The sequence below is a fragment of the Nocardia sp. NPDC056000 genome (assembly GCF_042269265.1).
GTDB lineage: Bacteria > Actinomycetota > Actinomycetes > Mycobacteriales > Mycobacteriaceae > Nocardia.
Window position 1 is genome coordinate 379,246 of sequence record NZ_JBHJXS010000008.1, and the last position, 22,279, is coordinate 401,524.

Sequence of the window (22,279 nt, forward strand, 5' to 3'; positions counted from 1 at the left end):
GCCGCCGATGCCACGCACTACCCGCTGACCCTGATCGCCCAGCTCGACACCCGCCTGCGCGTTCGCGCGGGTTACCTGCGCGATCTGTTCGACGAGGACACGGTTCACCGGATCGCGGATCGCCTGATTCGGGTGCTCACCGCGATCACCACCGAACCCGAAGCGGCGGTGGGCGATATCGAACTGCTCGATGCCGATGAGCTGGCGCTCGTCACCACCGAGTGGAACGAGACCGGATACGACGTCGACACCGCCCTGGCCGTGACCTACGGGCTGGCGGACACCGATCGTGTGGATCCCGGCCACAAGCACGCCGGGATGACGGGGGCGGAGCCCGACGCCGCGAAGACGCTGGTCGCGCTGTTCGAGGCGCAGGCCGAGCGGACACCCGATGCGATCGCGCTCAGCTTCGAGGGCACAAGTCTGTCCTACGGCGAGTTCGCCGAGCGGGTGCATCGTCTCTCGCGCTGGCTCATCGAGCGCGGTGTCGGCGCGGAATCGTTTGTGGCGCTGGGTATGCGGCGCTCGGTCGACCTGGTGGTCGGCATGTATGCCGTCACCGTGGCCGGTGCCGCGTACGTGCCGCTGGATCCGGATCATCCGGCCGAGCGCACCGAATACATCCTGGCCACCGCCGATCCGGTGACCGTGCTGACCTCCGGTGAGGATCTGCCGGTGCAGACCGCGCAGGTGCGGATCGATCTGCTGGATCTGTCCAGCTACTCGGCCGCTCCGCTCACCGACGCGGATCGCGTTGTGCCGCTGCGGGCTTCGAATACCGCGTACGTCATCTTCACCTCCGGTTCCACCGGTCGCCCGAAGGGTGTGGCGGTGCCGCACGCGGCGATCGTGAACCGCCTGGTGTGGATGCAGTCCGAATACGGGCTCACCGCCGATGACGTGGTGCTGCAGAAGACCCCGGCCACCTTCGACGTTTCGGTGTGGGAGTTCTTCTGGCCCTTGCAGATCGGCGCGCGCCTGGCCATCGCCAAGCCGGACGGCCATCGCGACCCGGCCTACCTCGCCGAACTCATCGCGGGCGAAGGCGTCACGGTCACTCACTTCGTGCCGTCCATGCTGGCGGTGTTCGTGGCCGAGGAAGCGGCGGTGCGCTGCACCAGCCTGCGCATGGTCTTCGCCTCCGGTGAAGCGCTCTCGCCCAAGCCCTCGCACAAGCTGCGCGAGATCACCGGTGCGGAACTGCACAACCTGTACGGCCCCACCGAAGCCGCCGTCGACGTCACCTATCACCATGTGACGGCCGTGGATGTGGACTCGGTGCCGATCGGCCGCCCGGTCTTCAATACCCAGGTCTACGTACTGGATTCGCGGCTGCGCCCGGTTCCGGTGGGTGTCGCGGGTGAGCTTTACCTGGCGGGCGATCAGCTCGCCACCGCCTATGTGGCGCGCCCTGATCTGACCTCGGATCGCTTCGTGGCCAACCCGTTCGGCTCCTCCGAGCGCATGTACCGCACCGGCGACCTCGTGGTGTGGAACGCCGACGGCGAGATCGAGTACATCGGCCGCACCGACTTCCAGGTGAAGCTGCGCGGTCTGCGCATCGAACTCGGTGAGATCGAATCCGCGCTCACCGCACTGGGTTCGATCGCCCAGTCGGTGGTCGTGGTGCGCGGGGATCAGCACACCGGTGACCAGCTGGTCGCCTATGTCATCGCCGCGCCGAGCCGCACCGTGGACATCGAGGGCGTGCGTGCCGAACTGGCCGAACGCCTGCCCGCGTACATGGTGCCGTCGGTGCTCATGGTCCTGGACGAGTTCCCGCTCAACGCCTCCGGCAAGCTGGACCGCCGCGCGCTGCCCGCACCGGTCTTCGAGGCCGCGGTGTTCCGCGCCCCGACCACCCCGATCGAGCAGATCGTGGCGGGTGTGTTCGCCGAGGTCCTGGGCCTGGAACGGGTCGGCCTGGACGATGACTTCTTCGCCCTCGGCGGTAACTCGCTCATCGCCACCCAGGTGGCGGCGCGCCTGTCCGCCGCGCTCGACACCCATTTGGGTGTGCGGGAGATCTTCGAGGCGTCCAGCGTCACCGCGCTGGCATCGCGCGCCGAATCGCATGCCGGGACGAACGCGCGTCAGGCCCTGATCGCGCGGGAACGCCCCGAACGCCTGCCGTTGTCGCTGGCCCAGCAGCGCATGTGGTTCCTGAACCGATTCGATCCCGAATCGGCCGTGGACAATATCCCCGCCGCCGTGCGCCTCTCGGGTCTGGTCGACCGGCAGGCGCTGCAGATCGCCGTCGCCGATGTGCTGGCGCGGCACGAATCGCTGCGCACCCGGTACCCCGAGATCGACGGCACCGCGTACCAGGAGATCGTGCCCACCGGCCAGGTCATCCCGGACCTGACGCCCGTCGACGCCACCGAAGCCGGACTGCCGCAGGCGCTTTCGGAATTCCTGAGCACCGGCTTCGACGTCACCGTCGATGTGCCGTTCCGGGCCCGCCTGTTCGAGGTGAGCCCCACCGAACACGTGCTCGCACTGGTGGTGCACCACATCTCCGCCGACGGTTTCTCCATGGGCCCGCTCACCCGGGATGTCATGACCGCCTACGGCGCTCGCGTCGAGGGCGGCGAACCCGCCTGGCAGCCACTGGAAGTCCAGTACGCGGACTACGCGCTGTGGCAGCGCGAGGTGCTCGGCGACGAGGCCGACGCGGAATCGGTTATCGCACGGCAGATCTCGTACTGGGGCCGGGCGCTGCGCGGACTGCCGGATCAGCTCGACCTGCCCGCCGACCGGCCGCGTCCCGCGGTCGCCACCGGTAAGGGTGCGACGCACACCTTCGCCATCGACGGCGAAACCCATGCCAAGCTGGTCGAATTGGCGCGTCAGCGCGGGGCCACGCTGTTCATGGTGGCGCACACCGCGCTCGCGGTGCTGCTGTCCCGCCTGTCCGGTGAAGAGGACATCGCCATCGGCACGCCCGTCGCGGGCCGTGGTGAACGCGCCCTCGACGATCTGATCGGCATGTTCGTCAACACCCTGGTGTTGCGCACCCCGATCGACGCCGGCGCGGGCTTCACCCAGCTGCTGGAATCGGTGCGCGCCACCGATATCCAGGCGTTCGGTCATGCCGATCTGCCGTTCGAGCGGCTGGTGGAAATCCTCAACCCGGCCCGCTCGCAGGCCCGGCATCCGCTGTTCCAGGTCATGCTCTCGTTCCAGAACATGGGACCGGCCGAACTGGAGCTCCCGGGTCTGACCGTGAGCGGCGTGGATCTGCCGCTGGACACCGCCAAGTTCGATCTGCAACTGGTCCTCACCGAGGCCACCGCCGCGCACAATGTGTCCGGCAACGGTTTCGGCGGCACCCCGTCCGGCATCACCGCCGAACTCATCTACGCCACCGACCTGTTCGACGCGGCCACGATGGAACGCTTCGCGGCGCGGTTCAACCGTTTGCTGGAAGCCATTGCGGCACAGCCGGAAACACCGGTCGGCGATATCGATCTGCTCGCCGGTGGTGAGCGGTCGCGGGTCGTGCTGGATTGGAACCGCACCTACTACTCCGTCGACGAGGTCGTCGCCGAGCAGACCGATGCGGTCGAGCGCGACGATATCGACTGGGCCGCACTGGAAGTCCCGGGCGCGTCCCGGCACGACCTGTGGCAGCTGCCCGAGACCGGTGACGCCGCGAACACGCTGGTCGCGCTGTTCGAGGCGCAGGCCGCGCGCACGCCCGACGCCGCCGCGCTCGGCTTCGAGGGCACAGGTCTGTCCTACGGCGAGTTCGCCGGGCGCGTACATCAGCTGGCGCGCAAGCTGATCGAGGCCGGAGTCGGCCCGGACAGCCTGGTGGCGCTGGGTATCCGCCGCTCGCTCGACCTGGTCGTGGCCATGTACGCGGTGCTGGAGGCCGGTGGCGCGTACGTGCCGCTGGATCCCGATCAGCCCGCGGACCGCATCGACTACGTGCTCGAGACGGCGCGGCCGGTATGTGTGCTGACCACCGAGCGCGATGGGTTCACCCACGCGAGCGTTCCGGTGCTCGCGGTGGACACGCTCGACCTTTCGAGCTACTCGGACGCGTCGCTGGGTGATGCGGATCGTGTTGCGCCGCTGCGTCCTTCGAATACCGCGTACGTCATCTTCACCTCGGGTTCGACCGGTCGCCCAAAGGGTGTCGCGGTCAGCCACGCGGCGATCGTGAACCGCCTGGTGTGGATGCAGGCCGAATACGGCCTGACCGCCGAAGACGTGGTCTTGCAGAAGACCCCGGCCACGTTCGATGTGTCGGTGTGGGAGTTCTTCTGGCCGCTGCAGGTCGGTGCGCGCCTGGTCGTGGCCAGGCCCGACGGTCATCGCGATCCGGCCTACCTGGCGGAAGTCATTGCCGCCGAAGGGATTACCACCGCGCACTTCGTGCCTTCGATGCTCGCGGTGTTCACCGCGGAGCTCGGGGCCAGTGGTGGATCGTTGCCGTTGCGCCTGGTCTTCGCCTCCGGTGAGGCGCTGCCCGCCACCACCGCGCAGCAGTTGCGGGCGCTGACCGGTGCGGAGCTGCACAACCTGTACGGCCCGACCGAAGCCGCCGTCGACGTCACCTACCACCACGTGGTGGACGCCGATACCGAGACGGTGCCGATCGGCCGCCCGGTGTTCAACACCCAGGTCTACGTGCTCGACGCGCGCCTGAACCCGGTCGCGCCGGGTATGGCGGGTGAGCTCTACCTCGCCGGTGATCAGCTGGCACGCGGCTATGTCGCGCGCCCGGACCTGACCGCCGACCGCTTCGTCGCCAACCCGTTCGCGGCCTTCGGCGCGTCCAAGCGCATGTACCGCACCGGTGACCTGGTCACCTGGACCGCCGCCGGCGAACTGGAATACCTGGGCCGCACCGACTTCCAGGTGAAGCTGCGCGGTCTGCGCATCGAGCTCGGCGAGATCGAGGCCGCGCTCACCGCGCACAACGCCGTCTCCCAGGCGGTCGTGGTGCTGCGCTCGGACGCCCGCACCGGTGACCAACTGGTCGCCTACGTGGTCCCGTCCGGTGCCGCGTCGGCCGCCGCCGGTGCCACCGCGCAGCTCACCGATTCCGACGCTGCCGCCGCGACGCCGGGGAACCCCGGTGCTCCGGCTGCCGGTGACAACGCCGTATCGGCTGCTCCCGGCACCGTGGCGCTGCCCGTCGGTGCGGTGGATGTGGACGCTCTGCGCGAGCACCTCACGGCGCAGTTGCCGTCGTACATGGTTCCGGCCGCGTTCGTGGCCGTTGCCGAGTTCCCGCTCAATGCCAATGGCAAGCTGGATCGCCGGGCGCTGCCCGAGCCGGAGTTCGCGGCTCGCGAATTCCGTGCTCCCGCAACGCCCGCCGAGGAGATCGTGGCGAGCGTGTTCGCCGAGGTGCTCGGACTGGAGAACCCGGTCGGCGCGGACGACGACTTCTTCGAGCTGGGCGGAAACTCGCTCATCGCGACCCAGGTGGTCGCGCGACTGGGCGCGGCGCTCGATACCCGCGTGCCGGTGCGCACCCTGTTCGACGCCCCGACGGTCGCCACCCTGGCCGCCCGCGTCGAGGCGCAGTCCGGTACCGGTCGCCGCCGCGAGCTGGTGGCGCAGGAACGGCCGGAAGAGATTCCGCTGTCCCTGGCGCAGCAGCGCATGTGGTTCCTGAACCGCTTCGACACCGCCTCGGCCGTGAACAATATTCCGCTCGCGGTCCGCCTCACCGGCGATCTCGACGCGGATGCGTTGCGCCTGGCCGTCGGCGATGTGCTCGAGCGCCACGAGGTGCTGCGCACGGTCTACCCCGAGAACGCCGAAGGCCGTGGCATGCAGGTCATCCTGCCCGCCGACGCGGTGCGGCTGACCGCCGGTCTGGCGGTCGCCGACGATGGGACGGATACGGTCGTCACCGGCCAGGTGGCCGGTGGCACCGGCCTTGGCGCGATCACGGTGTCCGAGGCCGAATTGCGCGACCGGGTGGCCGAATTGGTGCTCACCGGGTTCGACGTGACGGTCGCCCCGCCGGTGCGCGCCGGTCTGTTCCGGGTCGCCGATGCCGAGATCGCCACGCACGTGCTGGTTTTCGTGGTGCACCACATTTCCGGTGACGGCTGGTCGGTGCGACCGCTGGCCCGCGATGTGATGCTCGCGTACGCCTCGCGCGCCAATGGTGTTGCCCCGCAGTGGGAACCGCTGCCGGTGCAGTACGCGGACTTCGCGCTGTGGCAGCGTGAGACGCTCGGCGACGAGTCCGATGCCGAATCGCTGATCGCCCAGCAGGTCTCGTACTGGTCCACCGAACTGGCGGGTCTGCCCGATCAGATCGATCTGCCCTCGGATCGACCGCGCCCGGCCGTGGCCTCGAACCGCGGTGGCGTGCACGAGTTCGCCATCGACACCGCACTGCTGAACAGCCTGAACAACCTCGCCCGCGAACACGGCGCGTCGCTGTTCATGGTGGTGCACGCGGCGTTCGCGGCCCTGCTGGCGCGCCTGTCCGGCGGCGATGACATCGCCATCGGCACCGCGGTCGCCGGTCGTGGTGAAGCGGCCGTCGACGATGCCATCGGCATGTTCGTCAACACCCTGGTGCTGCGCACGGCGGTGGACGGCGGCGAGAAGTTCACCGAACTGCTGGCCCGCACCAAGGACACCGATCTGTCGGCGTTCGGTCATGCCGATCTGCCGTTCGAACGCCTGGTGGAGATCCTCAACCCGGCGCGCTCGCAGGCCCGGCATCCGCTGTTCCAGGTCATGCTGTCGTTCCAGAACACCGGTGAAGCCACCTTCACGCTGCCGGGTCTGGAAGTGGCCGGCGTGCCCCTGGACGTGGTGACCGCCAAGTTCGATCTGCACCTGAACCTGACCGAACGGGTCGGCGCGGACGGCACGGCCGCCGGTATGACCGGCGAATTCGCCTACGCCACCGATATTTTCGACGCCGCCACGGTGTCGGCGTTCGCGGATCGCCTGCTGCGCACGCTGACCACCATCGTGCTGGAGCCGACCACCCTGGTCGGCGATATCGAACTCCTGGACGACCTGGAGCGCCGCCGCGTGCTGCGGTCCTGGAACGCCACCGAATACGACGTCACCCGCGTCGCGCTGGCGGGCCGCAAATCCGCCGCCGATGTCACCCTCGCGTCGATGTTCGCGGTGCAGGCCGCTCAGACGCCCAAGGCCCCGGCCGTGGCGTTCGAGGGGACGACGATGTCCTACGGCGAACTGGCCGCCCGGGTGAACAAGCTGGCCCGGCACCTCGTCGCCAATGGTGTGGGACCGGATTCGCTTGTCGCACTGGGCATGCGCCGCTCGCTGGATCTGGTGATCGGCATGTACGCGGTGATCGCCGCCGGTGGCGCGTACGTGCCGCTGGATCCGGATCACCCGGACGAGCGCAACGGCTATGTGCTCGACACCGCACAGCCGGTGTGCGTGCTCACCACCGCCCGCGACGGCTTCGACGCCGCCCGCTCGGCCACCGTCGGCATCGATGAGCTCGATCTGTCCGAATACTCGGACGCCCCGCTCACCGACGCGGATCGCATCGCGCCGCTGCGGGAGTCGAACACCGCGTACGTCATCTTCACCTCCGGTTCCACCGGCCGCCCCAAGGGTGTGGCCGTCTCGCACGCCGCGATCGTGAACCGCCTGGTGTGGATGCAGACCGAATACGGCCTGTTCGACGACGATGTGGTGTTGCAGAAGACCCCGGCCACCTTCGACGTGTCCGTCTGGGAGTTCTTCTGGCCCTTGCAGGTCGGTGCGCAGTTGGTCGTCGCCAAGCCGGACGGTCACCGCGATCCGGCCTACCTGGCGGATCTGATCACCGAATACGACGTCACCACTGCGCATTTCGTGCCGTCGATGATGTCGGTGTTCGTGGCTGAGGCCAAGGCCGCCGAATGCGTCTCGCTGCGACAGGTTTTCGCCTCCGGTGAAGCCCTGCCCGCACCGACCGCGCAGAAGCTGCTGGAACTGACCGGTGCGCAGCTGCACAACCTGTACGGCCCCACCGAGGCCGCGGTCGACGTCACCTATCACGAGGTGACCGCCGCGGACACGCTGTCCGTGCCGATCGGCCGCCCGGTCTTCAATACCCGCGTGTACGTGCTGGATTCGCGCCTGCACCCGGTCGCCGCCGGGGTCGCGGGTGAGCTCTACCTGGCGGGCGCGCAGCTGGCGCGCGGCTATGTGGCGCGTCCGGAACTGACCTCGGACCGCTTCGTCGCCGATCCGTTCCACGGTGGCCAGCGCATGTACCGGACCGGCGACCTGGTCAAGTGGACCGGCGCGGGTGAACTGGAGTACCTGGGCCGCACCGACTTCCAGGTGAAGTTGCGTGGTCTGCGCATCGAGCTCGGCGAAATCGAATCCGCTTTGACGGCAATCGATTCCATCGCCCAGTCGGTTGTCGTGGTGCGCAGCGATGATCGCCTCGGCGATCAGCTGGTCGGCTATGTCATCCCGGCCACCGGGCGCAGTGTCGATGTGGAGGGTGTGCGCGCCGAACTGCAGGACGCGCTGCCCGGCTATATGGTCCCGACCGCGTTCGTGGTGCTGGACGCCTTCCCGCTCAATGCCTCCGGCAAGCTGGATCGCAAGCAGCTGCCCGCTCCGGTGTTCGAGGCCAAGGTCTTCCGCGCCCCGTCCACCCCGATCGAGGAGATCGTGGCGGGCACCTTCGCCGATGTCCTCGGTGTCGGCCGCGTCGGCGTCGACGACGATTTCTTCGAACTCGGCGGCAACTCGCTGATCGCCACGCAGGTCACCGCGCGACTGGGCGCGGCGCTGGAAATCCAGCTCGCCGTGCGCGATCTGTTCGAAGCCTCCACCGTCGCGGCACTGGCCGCGCGGGTGGAACGGCACGCCGGTTCCGGCCGCACCCGCCCGCGCCTGGTCGCGGGGGAGCGCCCGGAGCACCTGCCGCTGTCCCCGGCACAGGCGCGGTACTGGTTCCTGAACCAGTTCGACACCAGCACCTCGGCCGTGGACAACATTCCGCTCGCCGTGCGGCTCACCGGTGCGCTGGACCTGAACGCCATGGGTCTGGCCATCGGCGATGTGCTCAGCCGCCACGAGGTGCTGCGCACGGTGTACCCGCGGGCCGCCGACGGACCGCACCAGGTGATCCTGCCCGCGACCCAGACCGATGTGGGTCTGGTGCCGGAGCCGGTCACCGAGGGCGAATTGCTGGGCAAGGTCATCGAATTCGCGATGACCACCTTCGACGTCACCGTCGAGGTGCCGCTGGCCGTCAAGCTGTTCCGCATCTCGGACAGTGCGGTGGAACAGCATGTGCTGGCCTTCACCATCCACCACGTCTCCGCCGACGGCTCCTCCATGGGCCCGATGGCGCGCGATGTGATGGCCGCGTACGTGGCCCGCGCCAATGGCGAATCCCCGCAGTGGGCGGCGCTTCCGGTGCAGTACGCCGACTACGCGCTGTGGCAGCGCGAGGTGCTCGGTACCGAGGACGATCCGGAATCGCTTGCCGCACAGCAGGTCGCCTACTGGACCCGCGCGCTGGCCGAGCTGCCCGATCAGCTGGAATTGCCCACCGATCGGCCGCGCCCGCCCGCGCAGTCGTTCCACGGCAAGGCGATTCGCTTCGATATCGACGCCGAACGGCACGCCAAACTGCATGAGCTGGCGCGCGCCAATAACGCGTCGCTGTTCATGGTCGTGCACGCCGCGCTGGCGATCCTGCTGGCGCGCCTGTCCGGCACCGATGACATCGCGGTCGGCACCCCGATCGCGGGTCGCGGTGAGCGCGAACTCGACGATCTCATCGGCATGTTCGTGAACACCCTGATCTTCCGCACGAAGATCGATCACGGGGTGCCGTTCGCCGATGTGCTGGCCGAGGTGCGCGAACGCGATCTGGAAGCCTTCGCCAATGCCGAGGTGCCGTTCGAGCGCCTGGTCGAGGTGCTCAACCCGGTGCGCTCCAACGCCCGCAATCCGCTGTTCCAGGTCGGCCTGTCCTTCCAGAACCTGGCCGAGACCGCGTTCGAACTGCCCGGCCTGCACGTGAGCGCGGTCCAGTTCGAATCGCAGCTGGCCAAGACCGATCTGCACGTCACGCTGTACGACCGGTACACCGATGACGGCGCGCCCGCCGAGATCCTCACCGAATTCGGTTACGCCACAGATCTGTTCGACGAGAGCACCGTGCGTGCCTTCGCTGACCGGTTCCTGCGGGTGCTGGACGCGGTGCTGGACGATTCGGGCATCACGGTCGGCGATATCGATCTGCTCGACGCCGATGAGAACGAGCGGATTCTCCAGCGCTGGAACAACACCGCGCAGGATGTGGCGCAGGTGTTCCCGGAGGGGGCCGAGGCCACCCTGGTCTCGCTGCTCGACGCGGCCGTGGCTTCCGACCCGAAGGCGGTGGCCATTGTGGCCGATACCGCCGACGGGGTGGAGAACCTGACCTACGCCGAGCTCGATGCCCGAGTGAACCGTTTAGCGCGTGAGCTGATCGCGCGTGGTATCGGTGCGGAAGACCGTGTGGCGCTTGCCATCCGGCGTTCGACCGATCTCGTGGTCGCGATGTACGCGGTGGCAAAGTCCGGTGCGGCCTATGTGCCGATCGATCCGGATCAGCCTGCCGATCGCACCGGTTATATCCTCGAAACCGCCGCTCCGGCAGTGGTTCTGACGACTGTCGCGGATGCTTTCGTGCACGACACCGCGACGGTGCTGAAGATCGATGAGCTCGAGCTGTCGGAGTACTCGGCCAAGCCGATTACCGCCGAGGAGCGGGTGCGAGAGCTGACGGCCGCGAATACCGCGTACATCATCTTCACCTCCGGTTCGACCGGTCGCCCGAAGGGTGTGGCGCTGCCGCACGCCGCCGTGGTGAACCAGTTGCTCTGGAAGGTCACCGAATTCGGTCTCGATCCGGCCGATGCGGTGCTGCTCAAGACCGCCGCCACCTTCGATCTCTCGGTGTGGGAGTTCTGGTCGGCCGTGGCCTGCGGTGGCCGCCTGGTCATCGCGCAGCCCGGCGGGCATAAGGATCCGGCGTACCTGAACGAGCTCATGGCTCGTGAATGGGTGACCACCCTGCACGTGGTGCCGTCCATGCTGGACGCGCTGCTGGCCGATGGTCTGCCGGATTCGCTGTGGCGCATCCTCGCCATCGGTGAGGCGCTGCCCGGACCGCTGGCCCAGCGGGTGCTGGCCGAGCGTCCGCGTACCGAACTGTTCAACCTGTACGGCCCCACCGAGGCCGCGGTCTCCATCACCAACCACCGGGTGACCACCGCCGACGAGGTGTCGGTATCCATCGGCGCGCCCGAATGGAACAGCCAGGTCTATGTGCTGGATGCGCATCTGCGCCCGGTGCCGGTCGGGGTCTCCGGTGAGCTGTACCTGGCCGGTGCGCAGCTGGCGCGCGGCTACTACGGCCGCAGCGATCTGACCGCCGACCGCTTCGTGGCGAATCCGTTCGCCACCGGGCAGCGCATGTACCGCACCGGTGACCTGGTGGCCTGGAATGCCAAGGGCGAGTTGGACTACCGGGGCCGCACCGACTTCCAGGTGAAGATCCGCGGCTTCCGCATCGAGCTCGGCGATATCGAATCCGCCCTGCTGCGTCAGCCCGCGGTGGCCTCGGCCGCCGTTGTGGCGCACCAGGATTCGGCGCTCGGTGATCGCCTGGTCGCGTACGTCGTCGGTATCGACGGGGATCTCGACAAGCAGGCGCTGCAATCCGCGCTCGCCGCGGAACTGCCGTCCTACATGATCCCGTCGGTGTTCATGCAGCTCGACGCGCTGCCGCTGAACGCCAACGGCAAGCTGGATCGCAAGGCGCTGCCGGAACCCACCTTCGAGAAGGCGGTCTTCCGCGCACCCGTCACCCCGATCGAGCAGATTGTGGCCGGCGTCTTCGCGGATGTGCTGCGCATCGAGGGCGGGCGCATCGGTCTCGATGACGACTTCTTCGCATGGGGCGGCAACTCGCTGCTCGCCACCCAGGTGGCCGCTCGCCTCGGCGAGGCACTGAACACCCGGGTGCCGGTGCGCCTGATGTTCGAAGCCTCCACCGTGGCCGCACTGGCCGCCCGGGTGGAACTCGACGCCGGTGCGGGCCGCAAGGCACTCACGGCGGGTGAACGGCCGGAACACATTCCGCTCTCGCTCGCACAGCAGCGCATGTGGTTCCTCAACCGCTTCGACAACCAGTCCGCGGCCTACAACGTGCCCGTCGCGGTGCGCCTGTCCGGTGCACTGGATATCGAGGCCATGCGCGCCGCCATCACCGATGTCGTCGCCCGCCACGAGATCCTGCGCACCATCTACCCGCAGACCGAACAGGGTCCGGTCCAGGTCGTGCTCCCCGCCGCGCAGGCGGTCCCGGAGTTCGAGGTGCGCACCGTCTCGGCCGATGAGGTCACCGGCGCGGTGGTGGCGCTCACCTCCACCGTCTTCGACGTCACCACCGAGGTGCCGCTCAAGGTCGCGCTGTTCCGCATCGGCTCCGACGAGTCCACGGAATACGTACTGGCACTGGCGATTCACCACATCTCCGGTGACGGTTCCTCGGTCGCGCCGCTGACCCGCGATCTGATGACCGCCTACGCCGCCCGCTCCTTCGGGGAGCGGCCGGGCTGGTCCAAGCTCGCGGTGCAGTACGCCGACTACTCCATCTGGCAGCGCGATCTGCTCGGCAGCGAGGACGATCCGGAATCGCTGTCCGCCAAGCAGGTCGCCTACTGGAAGCAGGCGCTGGCCGAGCTCCCGGATCAGCTGGATCTGCCGTCCGATCGCCCGCGCCCGGCCGTGCAGACCTTCGCCGGTGACCGGGTCGAGGTGCGCATCGATGCCGAAACGCACCGTGCGCTGGTCGATTTGGCGCGCGCCGAGGGTGCGACGCTGTTCATGGTCGTACACACCGCGCTCGCGGTGCTGCTGGCCCGCCTGTCCGGTACCGATGACATCGCCATCGGCACCCCGATGGCCGGTCGCGGCGAGGCCGTACTGGACGACCTCATCGGCATGTTCGTCAACACCCTGGTGTTCCGCACCCGGGTCGACGCGGGCGCGCCGTTCACCGAACTGCTGGCCCGCCAGCGCGAGACCGATATCCAGGCGTTCGCCAATGCCGATGTGCCGTTCGAGCGCCTGGTCGAGGTGCTCAACCCGGTGCGCTCGACCGCGCGGCATCCGCTGTTCCAGGTCGGCCTGTCCTTCCAGAACCTGGCCCAGTCCAGCCTGGAACTGCCCGGCCTGACGGTCTCGGGTCTGGATATCGACACCCAGATCTCGCAGTTCGACCTGCATCTCATCGCCACCGACCGATACGACGAGTCGGGTGCGCCGGTCGGCATCACCGGCCTGTTCACCTACGCCACCGATCTGTTCGATCAGGCGACCGTGCAGGGCTTCGTGGACCGCTTCGTGCGACTGCTCGGCGCGATCACCGCCGCACCGCGCACCGCGGTCGGCGATATCGAACTGCTCGCGGGTGACGAGCGCGCCGATCTGGTGCTGGCGCGCAACGCCACCGCGCACGAGGTCGACCGCTCCGCGACCCTGGTCTCGCTGCTCGATGCCACCGTGGCGGCCATCCCGACCGCCGTGGCGCTCATCGGCCCGGACGGCGAGGTGCTCACCTACGCCGAGCTCAGCGCTCGGGTGAATCGCCTTGCGCGGCACCTGATCTCGATGGGTGTGGGTCCGGAGTCCCGGGTGGCGCTGGCGCTGCGGCGTTCGGTGGATCTGGTCGTGGCCATGTACGCGGTGTCGGTTGCCGGTGGCGCGTACGTCCCGGTCGATCCGGATCAGCCCGCCGAGCGCACCGACTACATCCTGGAGACCGCGGCACCGGTCTGCGTGCTCACCAATGCCGAAGCCCGCTTCACGACCGAGACCGCACCGCTGGTGCGCCTGGATCAGCTGACGCTGGAAACCGTTGCGGCCGAGCCGATCACCGATGCCGAGCGGGTCGCCCCGCTGCTGCCCGCGAATACCGCGTACGTGATCTTCACGTCCGGTTCGACCGGTCGCCCCAAGGGTGTGGCGCTGCCGCATGCCGCGGTGGCCAACCAGTTGCAGTGGAAGACGGCCGAATTCGGTCTCGGTGCCGATGACGCGGTGCTGCTCAAGACTGCCGCCACCTTCGACCTCTCGGTCTGGGAGTTCTGGTCGGCCGCCGCCAGTGGTGGTCGTCTGGTGATCGCCTCGGCCGATGGTCATCGTGATCCGGCGTACCTGAACGAGTTGATGGCGCGCGAGCTGGTCACCACGCTGCACGTGGTGCCGTCGATGCTCGATGCGCTGCTGACCGAATCCGGTGGGGCACTGACCGGTTCACTGCGTCGCGTGCTCGCGATCGGTGAGGCGCTGCCCGCCACGGTGGCGCAGCGCTTCCGTGCCGCGAACCCGGCCGCGCAGCTGTTCAACCTGTACGGCCCGACCGAGGCCGCGGTCTCCATCACCAACCACCTGGTCACCGACGCCGACAAGGGTTCGGTCTCCATCGGCCTGCCCGAGTGGAACAGCCAGGTGTACGTGCTCGACGCCCGCCTGCACCCGGTCGCGGCCGGGGTCGAGGGTGAGCTGTACCTGGCGGGTGCGCAGCTGGCGCGCGGCTACTACGGTCGCGCGGATCTGACCTCGGATCGCTTCGTGGCCAACCCGTTCGCCACCGGTGAGCGCATGTACCGCACCGGTGACCTCGTTGCCTGGGCGGGCAATGGGGAGCTGGAGTACCGGGGCCGCACCGACTTCCAGGTGAAGATCCGCGGTTTCCGTATCGAGCTGGGTGAGATCGAGGCGGCGCTGCTGGCGCTGCCCGGTATCGCACAGGTCGCGGTGCTGGCCAAGTCCGATCAGCGCACCGGTGACCGACTGGTGGCCTACCTGGTGCCGTCCGATCTCACCGCGGGCGTACAGATTTCGCAGGCCAAGGCGGCGCTGTCGGCGGGTCTGCCGTCGTACATGGTGCCCTCGGCGTTCGTGGTGCTGGACGCGTTGCCGTTGAACGTCAACGGCAAGCTGGATCGAAAGGCGTTGCCCGAGCCCGAGTTCGAGACCACCGCCTTCCGTGCACCGTCGACCCCGATCGAGGAGATCGTGGCGGGCGTGTTCACCGAGGTGCTCGGTACCGAGCGCATCGGCGCGGACGACGATTTCTTCGCCCTCGGCGGTAACTCGCTGCTGGCGACGCAGGTCGCGGCCCGGCTGGGTGCGGCCCTGGACGCTCGCGTCCCGGTCCGACTGCTGTTCGAGGCGTCCACCGTCGCCGGACTGGCCGTCAAGCTCGAGGTGCACGCGGGCAGCGGCGATCGGCAGCCGCTGGTCGCACAGGAGCGCCCGGCGGCGGTGCCGCTGTCACTGGCACAGCAGCGCATGTGGTTCCTGAACCAGTTCGACACCACCTCGGCGGCCTACAACATCCCGGTCGCGGTCCGCCTCACCGGCGAATTGGATACCGCCGCACTGCAACAGGCGGTCGCCGATGTAATCGCCCGCCACGAGACCCTGCGCACCATCTACCCGCAGGTCGACGGTGCGGCATCGCAGGTCATCGTTACCGCCGCACAGGCGGTCCCGAACCTCACCCCGATCGAGGTCGGGGCCGAGACGGTGCGCGATCGCATTGCCGAACTCATCTCCACCGGATTCGACGTGACCACCGAGGTGCCGTTGCGCGCCAAGCTGTTCCGCGTCGAAACCCCGGTCGTGGAAGAGCTCGGCGCGCACGAAGCCGCGGTGCTCGATGTGGCCGACGCCTTCGAGGCCGCGACCCTGCGCGCCGTCGGCGCACAGGCCGCCGGTGTGGTCGGCGTCCGGACCAAGGTTCCGGCCGCGCCGCTGATCGAGCATGTGCTCGTATTCGTGGCGCATCACATCAGCGCGGACGGCTGGTCCATGGGCCCGCTCACCCGCGATGTGATGATCGCGTACGCGTCCCGGGCCGCGGGAGTGCAGCCGGGCTGGGCTCCCATGCCGGTGCAGTACGCCGACTACTCGATCTGGCAGCGCGCGGTGCTCGGCTCGGAAACCGATCCCGAGAGCCTCATTTCGGGTCAGGCCGACTACTGGCGGACCACACTCGCGGATCTGCCGGACGAGCTGAACCTGCCCTCGGATCGCCCGCGCCCCAATGCGCAGTCGTTCCGCGGCGGCAAGGTGCACTTCCCGATCGGGGCCGGACTGCATCGCGGCTTGCAGGCCATCGCGCGTGAGCAGAACGCGACCATGTTCATGGTCGTGCACGCCGCGCTCGCGGTCTTCCTGGCGCGCCTGTCCGGCACCCAGGACATCGCCATCGGCACGCCGATCGCGGGTCGCGGTGAGGCCGAACTCGACAATGTGATCGGCATGTTCGTGAACACGCTGGTGCTGCGCACCGACGTGCACCCGGATCTGACCTTCGCGCAATTGCTCTCGAACGCCAAGGACGCCGACCTCGGAGCCTTCGCGCACGCCGATATCCCGTTCGAACGACTGGTGGAAATCCTCAACCCGGAGCGTTCCACCGCTCGTCACCCGCTGTTCCAGGTGGTGCTCTCGTTCGAGAACCTGCCGGACAGCACGTTCGAACTGCCCGGATTGCGGGTCGCCGCCGTCGATTTCGAGAACGACACCGCGAAATTCGATCTGTCGCTGACCATTACCGAGGCCGGTACCTCGGGTGAGGGCATGTACGCCGAATTCGCGTACGCCCGTGACCTGTTCGACGACGCCACGGTGCAGAAGTTCGCGCAGCGCTTCACCCGCCTGCTGGAGCAGATCACCGCGCGGCCGCAGCAGGCGGTCGGCGATCTGCAACTGCTGTCCGCGGCCGAACGCGCGGATCTGCTGTCCCGCAACGGTGCCGCGGCGGTCGAGCCCCGGACGCTGCCGGAGATCATGGCCGCGGCCGTGGCCGCCAACCCGGTCGGCGAGGCCGTGGTGTTCGACGGTCAGGTGCTCGGTTACGCCGAACTCGACGCGGCGTCCTCGCGACTGGCGCGCATGCTCATCGAGCGCGGTGCGGGACCGGATATGCGGGTGGCCGTTGCCATTCCGCGCTCGTTCGAATCCGTGCTCGCGGTATGGGCGGTGGCCAAGTCCGGTGCGGCGTTCGTGCCCGTCGATCCGGCCTATCCGGCCGATCGCATCGCGCATATGATCTCCGACTCCGGTGCCATGCTCGGCCTGACCACCAATGCCGAACTGGCGGCGCTGCCGCCGGTGGCGAGCCTGGCCGGCTGGATCTCCCTCGACGACCCGATGGTCATCGCGGAGATCGAATCGCATTCGCCCGCGGCGGTTTCCGATACCGAGCGGTGGGGTGCCATCCGGGCCGCGCACGCCGCCTACGTCATCTACACCTCGGGTTCGACGGGCCTGCCCAAGGGCGTCGTCGTCACCCACGCGGGTCTGGCGAACTTCGCCCGCGAGCAGGTCGAGCGCTACCGTCTCGACTCCTCCTCGCGCGCACTGCATTTCGCCTCGCCGTCGTTCGACGCCTCCATCCTGGAGCTGCTGCTCGCGCTCGGCGCGGGCGGCACGCTCGTGGTGGTGCCGCCGGGCACCTACGGTGGCGATGAACTGGGTGAGCTGATCGCCCGCGAGCGGGTCACCGCCGGTCTCATCACGCCGTCCGTGCTGGCCTCGCTGGAACCGTCGCAGTTGGCGGGCATGGAGGTCATCATCGCCGGTGGTGAGGCGGTCTCGGCCGACCTCGTCGCCAAGTGGTCGGTGAATCCGGCTGGGCCGCGCCGTTTCCACAACGCCTACGGTCCGACCGAGGCCACCATCGCGACCAATATCAGCGATGCGCTGAATCCGGGCGACAAGGTCGTCATCGGCGGTCCGGTGCGCGGTATGCGGGCGCTCGTCCTCGACGCGCGGTTGCAGCCGGTCGCCGAAGGCGTCGCCGGTGAGCTCTACGTGGCCGGTCAGCAGCTGGCGCGCGGTTACCACGCGCGTCCGGGTCTGACCTCCGAGCGCTTCGTCGCCAACCCGTACGGTGAACCGGGCTCACGCCTGTACCGCACCGGTGACGTGGTGCGCTGGACGCGCGACGCCAAGGGCGCTCCGGCCGTGGAATACGTGGGCCGCAATGACTTCCAGGTCAAGGTGCGCGGTTTCCGCATCGAACTCGGCGAGATCGACGCGGCGCTGATGGCGCACGAGACCGTGGACTTCGCGGTCACCGTGGGTCATAAGACCGAAGTCGGCACCACCATGCTGGCGGCCTACGTACTGCCCGTCGCCGGTGCCGTCATCGATATCGCCGCGCTCACCGAGCACGCCGCCGCGCGACTGCCGGAATACATGGTGCCCACCGCCATCACGGTGCTGGACCAGATTCCGCTGACCCCGGCGGGCAAGCTGGATCGGCGCGCACTGCCCGAACCGGTGCTCGCACCACGCGAATTCCGGGCTCCGGTCAGCGATATCGAAGCCGCCATCGCCGAGGTCTTCGCCGAGGTGCTCGGTGTCGAGCAGGTCGGCCTGGACGATTCGTTCTTCGCGCTCGGCGGCGACTCGATTCTGTCGATCCAGCTGGTGTCGCGGGCCAAGGCACGCGGCATCCTGTTCAGCCCGCGCGAGGTCTTCGAGAAGCGCAGCGTGGCCGGACTGGCCGAAATCGCTGTGCTTGGCGGAGATAACGAGCAGGAGCGGCTGGCGGAACTGCCCGGTGGCGGGGTCGGCGATATTCCGCTGACGCCGATCATGACGGCGATTCTGTCGAGTGGTTCGACGTACCAGCGGTTCTCGCAGTCCATGGCATTGCGCCTGCCGGACAATATCGACCGGGCACTGCTGATCGGCACGCTCTCGGCGGTCTTCGACCACCACGATGTGCTGCGTTCGCGCCTGCGCGGAAATGCCACGGCGGGTTGGGAATTCGAGGCACTGCCGCGCGGCGGTGTCGATGTGGACGCGCTCGTGCATCGCGTCGAGGTCGCGGCCGATATCTCCGACGAGGAGCTGTCGCGGGTCGCGAGCGCTCAGCTCGACGCGGCCCTGGGCCGACTCGATCCGGCCAATGCCTCGATGATCCAGTTCGTATGGTTCGCCTTCGGCGCGGGCCGCCCGGATGTGCTGCTGCTGGCCGCGCACCACTTCGTGGTGGACGGCGTGTCCTGGCGCATCCTGATTCCGGACTTCGCGGTGGCGTGGTCGCAGCTGGCCTTCGGTCAGCCGGTCGCGCTCCCGGCCAACGGCACCTCCATGCGGCGGTGGGCGCACGCCCTCGTCGACGCGGCGTCCGCACCGGAACGCGTTGCGGAACTGCCGTTCTGGCAGGGCGTGGTCGGCACCGCCGATCCGCTGCTGGGCTCGCGGGCCTTCGATCCGGCGGTGGATACCTTCGCCACGGTCGAACGCGTCGAGGTCACGGTTCCGGCCGCGGTCACCGACGCGGTGCTCACCTCGATTCCGGGGCGCTACCGCGGCGGCGTGAACGACGGTCTGCTGTCGGCGCTGGCCATGGCGGTCGCGCGCTGGCGCGGCGACGGCAGCGATGCCGCCCTCATCAAGCTCGAGGGTCACGGTCGTGAAGAGGAAGTCGTTCCGGGCGCGGATCTTTCGCGCACCGTCGGCTGGTTCACCAGTGCCTACCCGGTGCGGCTGGATCTGGCCGGGGCCGATCTCGACGATGCGTTCGCGGGCGGAAAAGCTCTGGGCCACATCGTGAAATCGGTGAAGGAGCAGCTGCTCTCGGTACCCGACAAGGGTCTGGGCTTCGGTCTGCTGCGCTACCTGAACGCCGAGACCGCGCCGCAGTTGCGCAGTGTCGGGCAGATCAGCTTCAACTACCTCGGTCGCGTATCGACCGGTGAAGTGCCGGAACAGCTTTCGGAGCTGGGCTGGGTGCCGGTCGCCGATCTCGGGCAGCTGGACGCGGACATGGATCTCGATATGCCCGCCAACGCCACCCTGGACATCAACGCCATCGTCACCGATGGCGAGGACGGCCCGCAGCTGGGCGCGGCCTTCGCCTTCCCGACCGGGCTGCTCTCGCGCGAGCGGGTGCAGGAGTTCGCCGATCTGTTCGTGGCGGCGCTGACCGCGCTGGCCGAACACGCCAGGCGGCCGGACGCGGGCGGCTATACGCCGTCGGATATGGCGCTGGTCAAGGTGACCCAGGGCGATATCGAGGTCTGGGAGCGGGCCTATCCGGCCATGACCGAGGTGTGGCCGCTGTCGCCGCTGCAGTCCGGTCTGCTGTTCCAGGCGCTCATGTCGCAGAGCCGGGAGGCGATCGACGTCTACACCATGCAGGCCGTCCTGGACCTGCACGGCACCGTGGACACCGATCGGCTGCACGCGGCCGCGCAGGCCATCGTCGACCGGTACGCGAGCCTGCGCACCGCGTTCGTCACCGATGCCGCGGGCCAGGCGCACCAGGTCGTACTGGATCGCGTCGAAGCGCCGTGGAGCATCGTCGATCTCACCGATCTGCCCGAGGGCGAACGGGTTCCGCGCATGCGCGAACTCATCGACGTCGACCGGGCACGGCACTTCGACATGGCGGCCGCACCGCTCATGCGGTTCACGCTGTTCCGCACCTCGCCGGAGCAGTACAACCTGGTGATCACCACCCACCACATCCTGGTGGACGGCTGGTCCATGCCGCTGCTCATGCGCGATCTGCTGGTGCTGTACGCGGTGCGCGGTGATCTGTCCGCCCTGCCGCGCGCGGTGTCCTACCGGAACTACCTGGCCTGGCTGGCCGGGCGGGACCGCCAGGAATCGTTGCGGGCGTGGGCGCGTGCGCTCACCGGTGTATCCGAGCCGACCCAGCTCGCACCCGCCGGACGCGCGGACGAGCAGTACGAGGTCGGGCGGCACGTGCTCGAAATCGACGCCGAGCGCACCCGTCAGCTCAGCAAGCGGGCCGCCGAACTCAGCGTCACGGTGAACACACTGGTGCAGACCGCGTGGGCCATCCTGGTCGGAAGGCTCACCGGCCGTGGCGATGTCGTGTTCGGCGCGACCGTCTCGGGCCGCCCCGCCGATCTGGCGGGCGTGGAATCCATGGTGGGCCTGTTCATCAACACCGTGCCCGTGCGCATTCGCATCGACGACCGCCTCACCGTGGGCGGCATGCTGGAGCGGGTGCAGCACGAGCAGGCGGATCTGCTGGATCACCACTACATCGGCCTGGCCGAGATCCAGCAACTCGCCGGCGCCGCAGCGGAATTCGACACCCTCGTGGTGTTCGAGTCCTACCCGGTCGACAAGGACGCCATCGCCGCCGCCAGCTCCATCGACGGTATGTCGGTGAACGGCGTCGGCATCAACGATGACACCCACTACCCGATGACGCTGGTGGTCATGGCGGGCGAGACCATCGAGATCTCCATGCGCTACCTGGACACCCGCTTCACCGCCGACGAGGTCGAAACCCTCGCCGCGCGCCTGAACCGGGTGCTGGAATCGCTGCTGGGTGAACCGTCCGCACTGGTCGGCGATATCGATATCCTCGATGCCACCGAACGCGCCCGCATCCTCGCCGAAAGTGCCGTCACCCCGGCGGATTCGGCGGCGGAACCGGCCCGCGTCGGTGCTCGCACCGTGGCCAACGTGCTCGCCGAAGTGGTGGAAGAGGACCCCCAGGCCCCGGCCCTGCTCGATAACGGCCAGGAACTCGCCTACCACGTCCTGGACCGCCGCTCCTCCCAGCTCGCGCGACTGCTCATCGATCGCGGTGCGGGCCCCGGCGATATCGTCGCCGTCGCCCTGCCGCGCTCCGCCGATGCGGTCGTGGCGGTCTGGGCCATCCAGAAGGCCGGCGCGGCAACGCTGTTCGCCGAGGGTCTGTCCTTCGGCGATATCCTCGCCGCGGGTGCGAACTTCGGCATCGCGCAGGACCCGGCGGCCAGCTCGGTGCGCTGGCTGGTCCCGGCCGACCCCAAGGTCCAGGCCGATCTCGCCACCCGTCCCGCCCACCCGGTCACCTACACCGACCGGGTCCGTCCCCTCACCGAATCCGATCCGGCCTTCATCTACCGCGACGCCTCCGACACCTGGGCCACCCTCACCCAGGCCGAAGCCCTCGACCGCGCCACCGCGCTGCGCACCGAGAATGAGATCGACTACGAATCGACCACATTCACGACCGCGACCGTCGGCCTGCCCGCGATAGACGAATTCCTCACCTCCGCGACGGCGGGCGCGCTGTCGGTCCTGCCCACCGAGGACCTGGCGGCCGATCTCGACGAAGGTGAAGTCACGCACTGGTTCACCACGGCCGCCGACTCCACCGACGAGGCTCCGGAAGAAGTGCGCATCATCCCGGCCCCCTAGCCGGGTAGCCGAAACGACGACGCTGGGAGGAGGACGGTCCGCACGG

At 68.6% G+C, this 22,279-nt stretch carries 1 protein-coding gene (cut by a window edge); it reads left to right on the plus strand.

Annotated features, from left to right (window positions below; all coding sequences use genetic code 11):
* Nucleotides 1-22,233, plus strand: the end of a protein-coding gene (locus ACFC4D_RS24860) for a non-ribosomal peptide synthase/polyketide synthase (protein ID WP_376066874.1). 22,233 nt of this gene lie to the left of the window's left edge; 22,233 of the gene's 44,466 nt are visible here — the last part of the coding sequence; its start codon lies off the left edge, out of view; the stop codon is at nt 22,231-22,233.
* Nucleotides 22,234-22,279 lie beyond the last annotated feature (46 nt).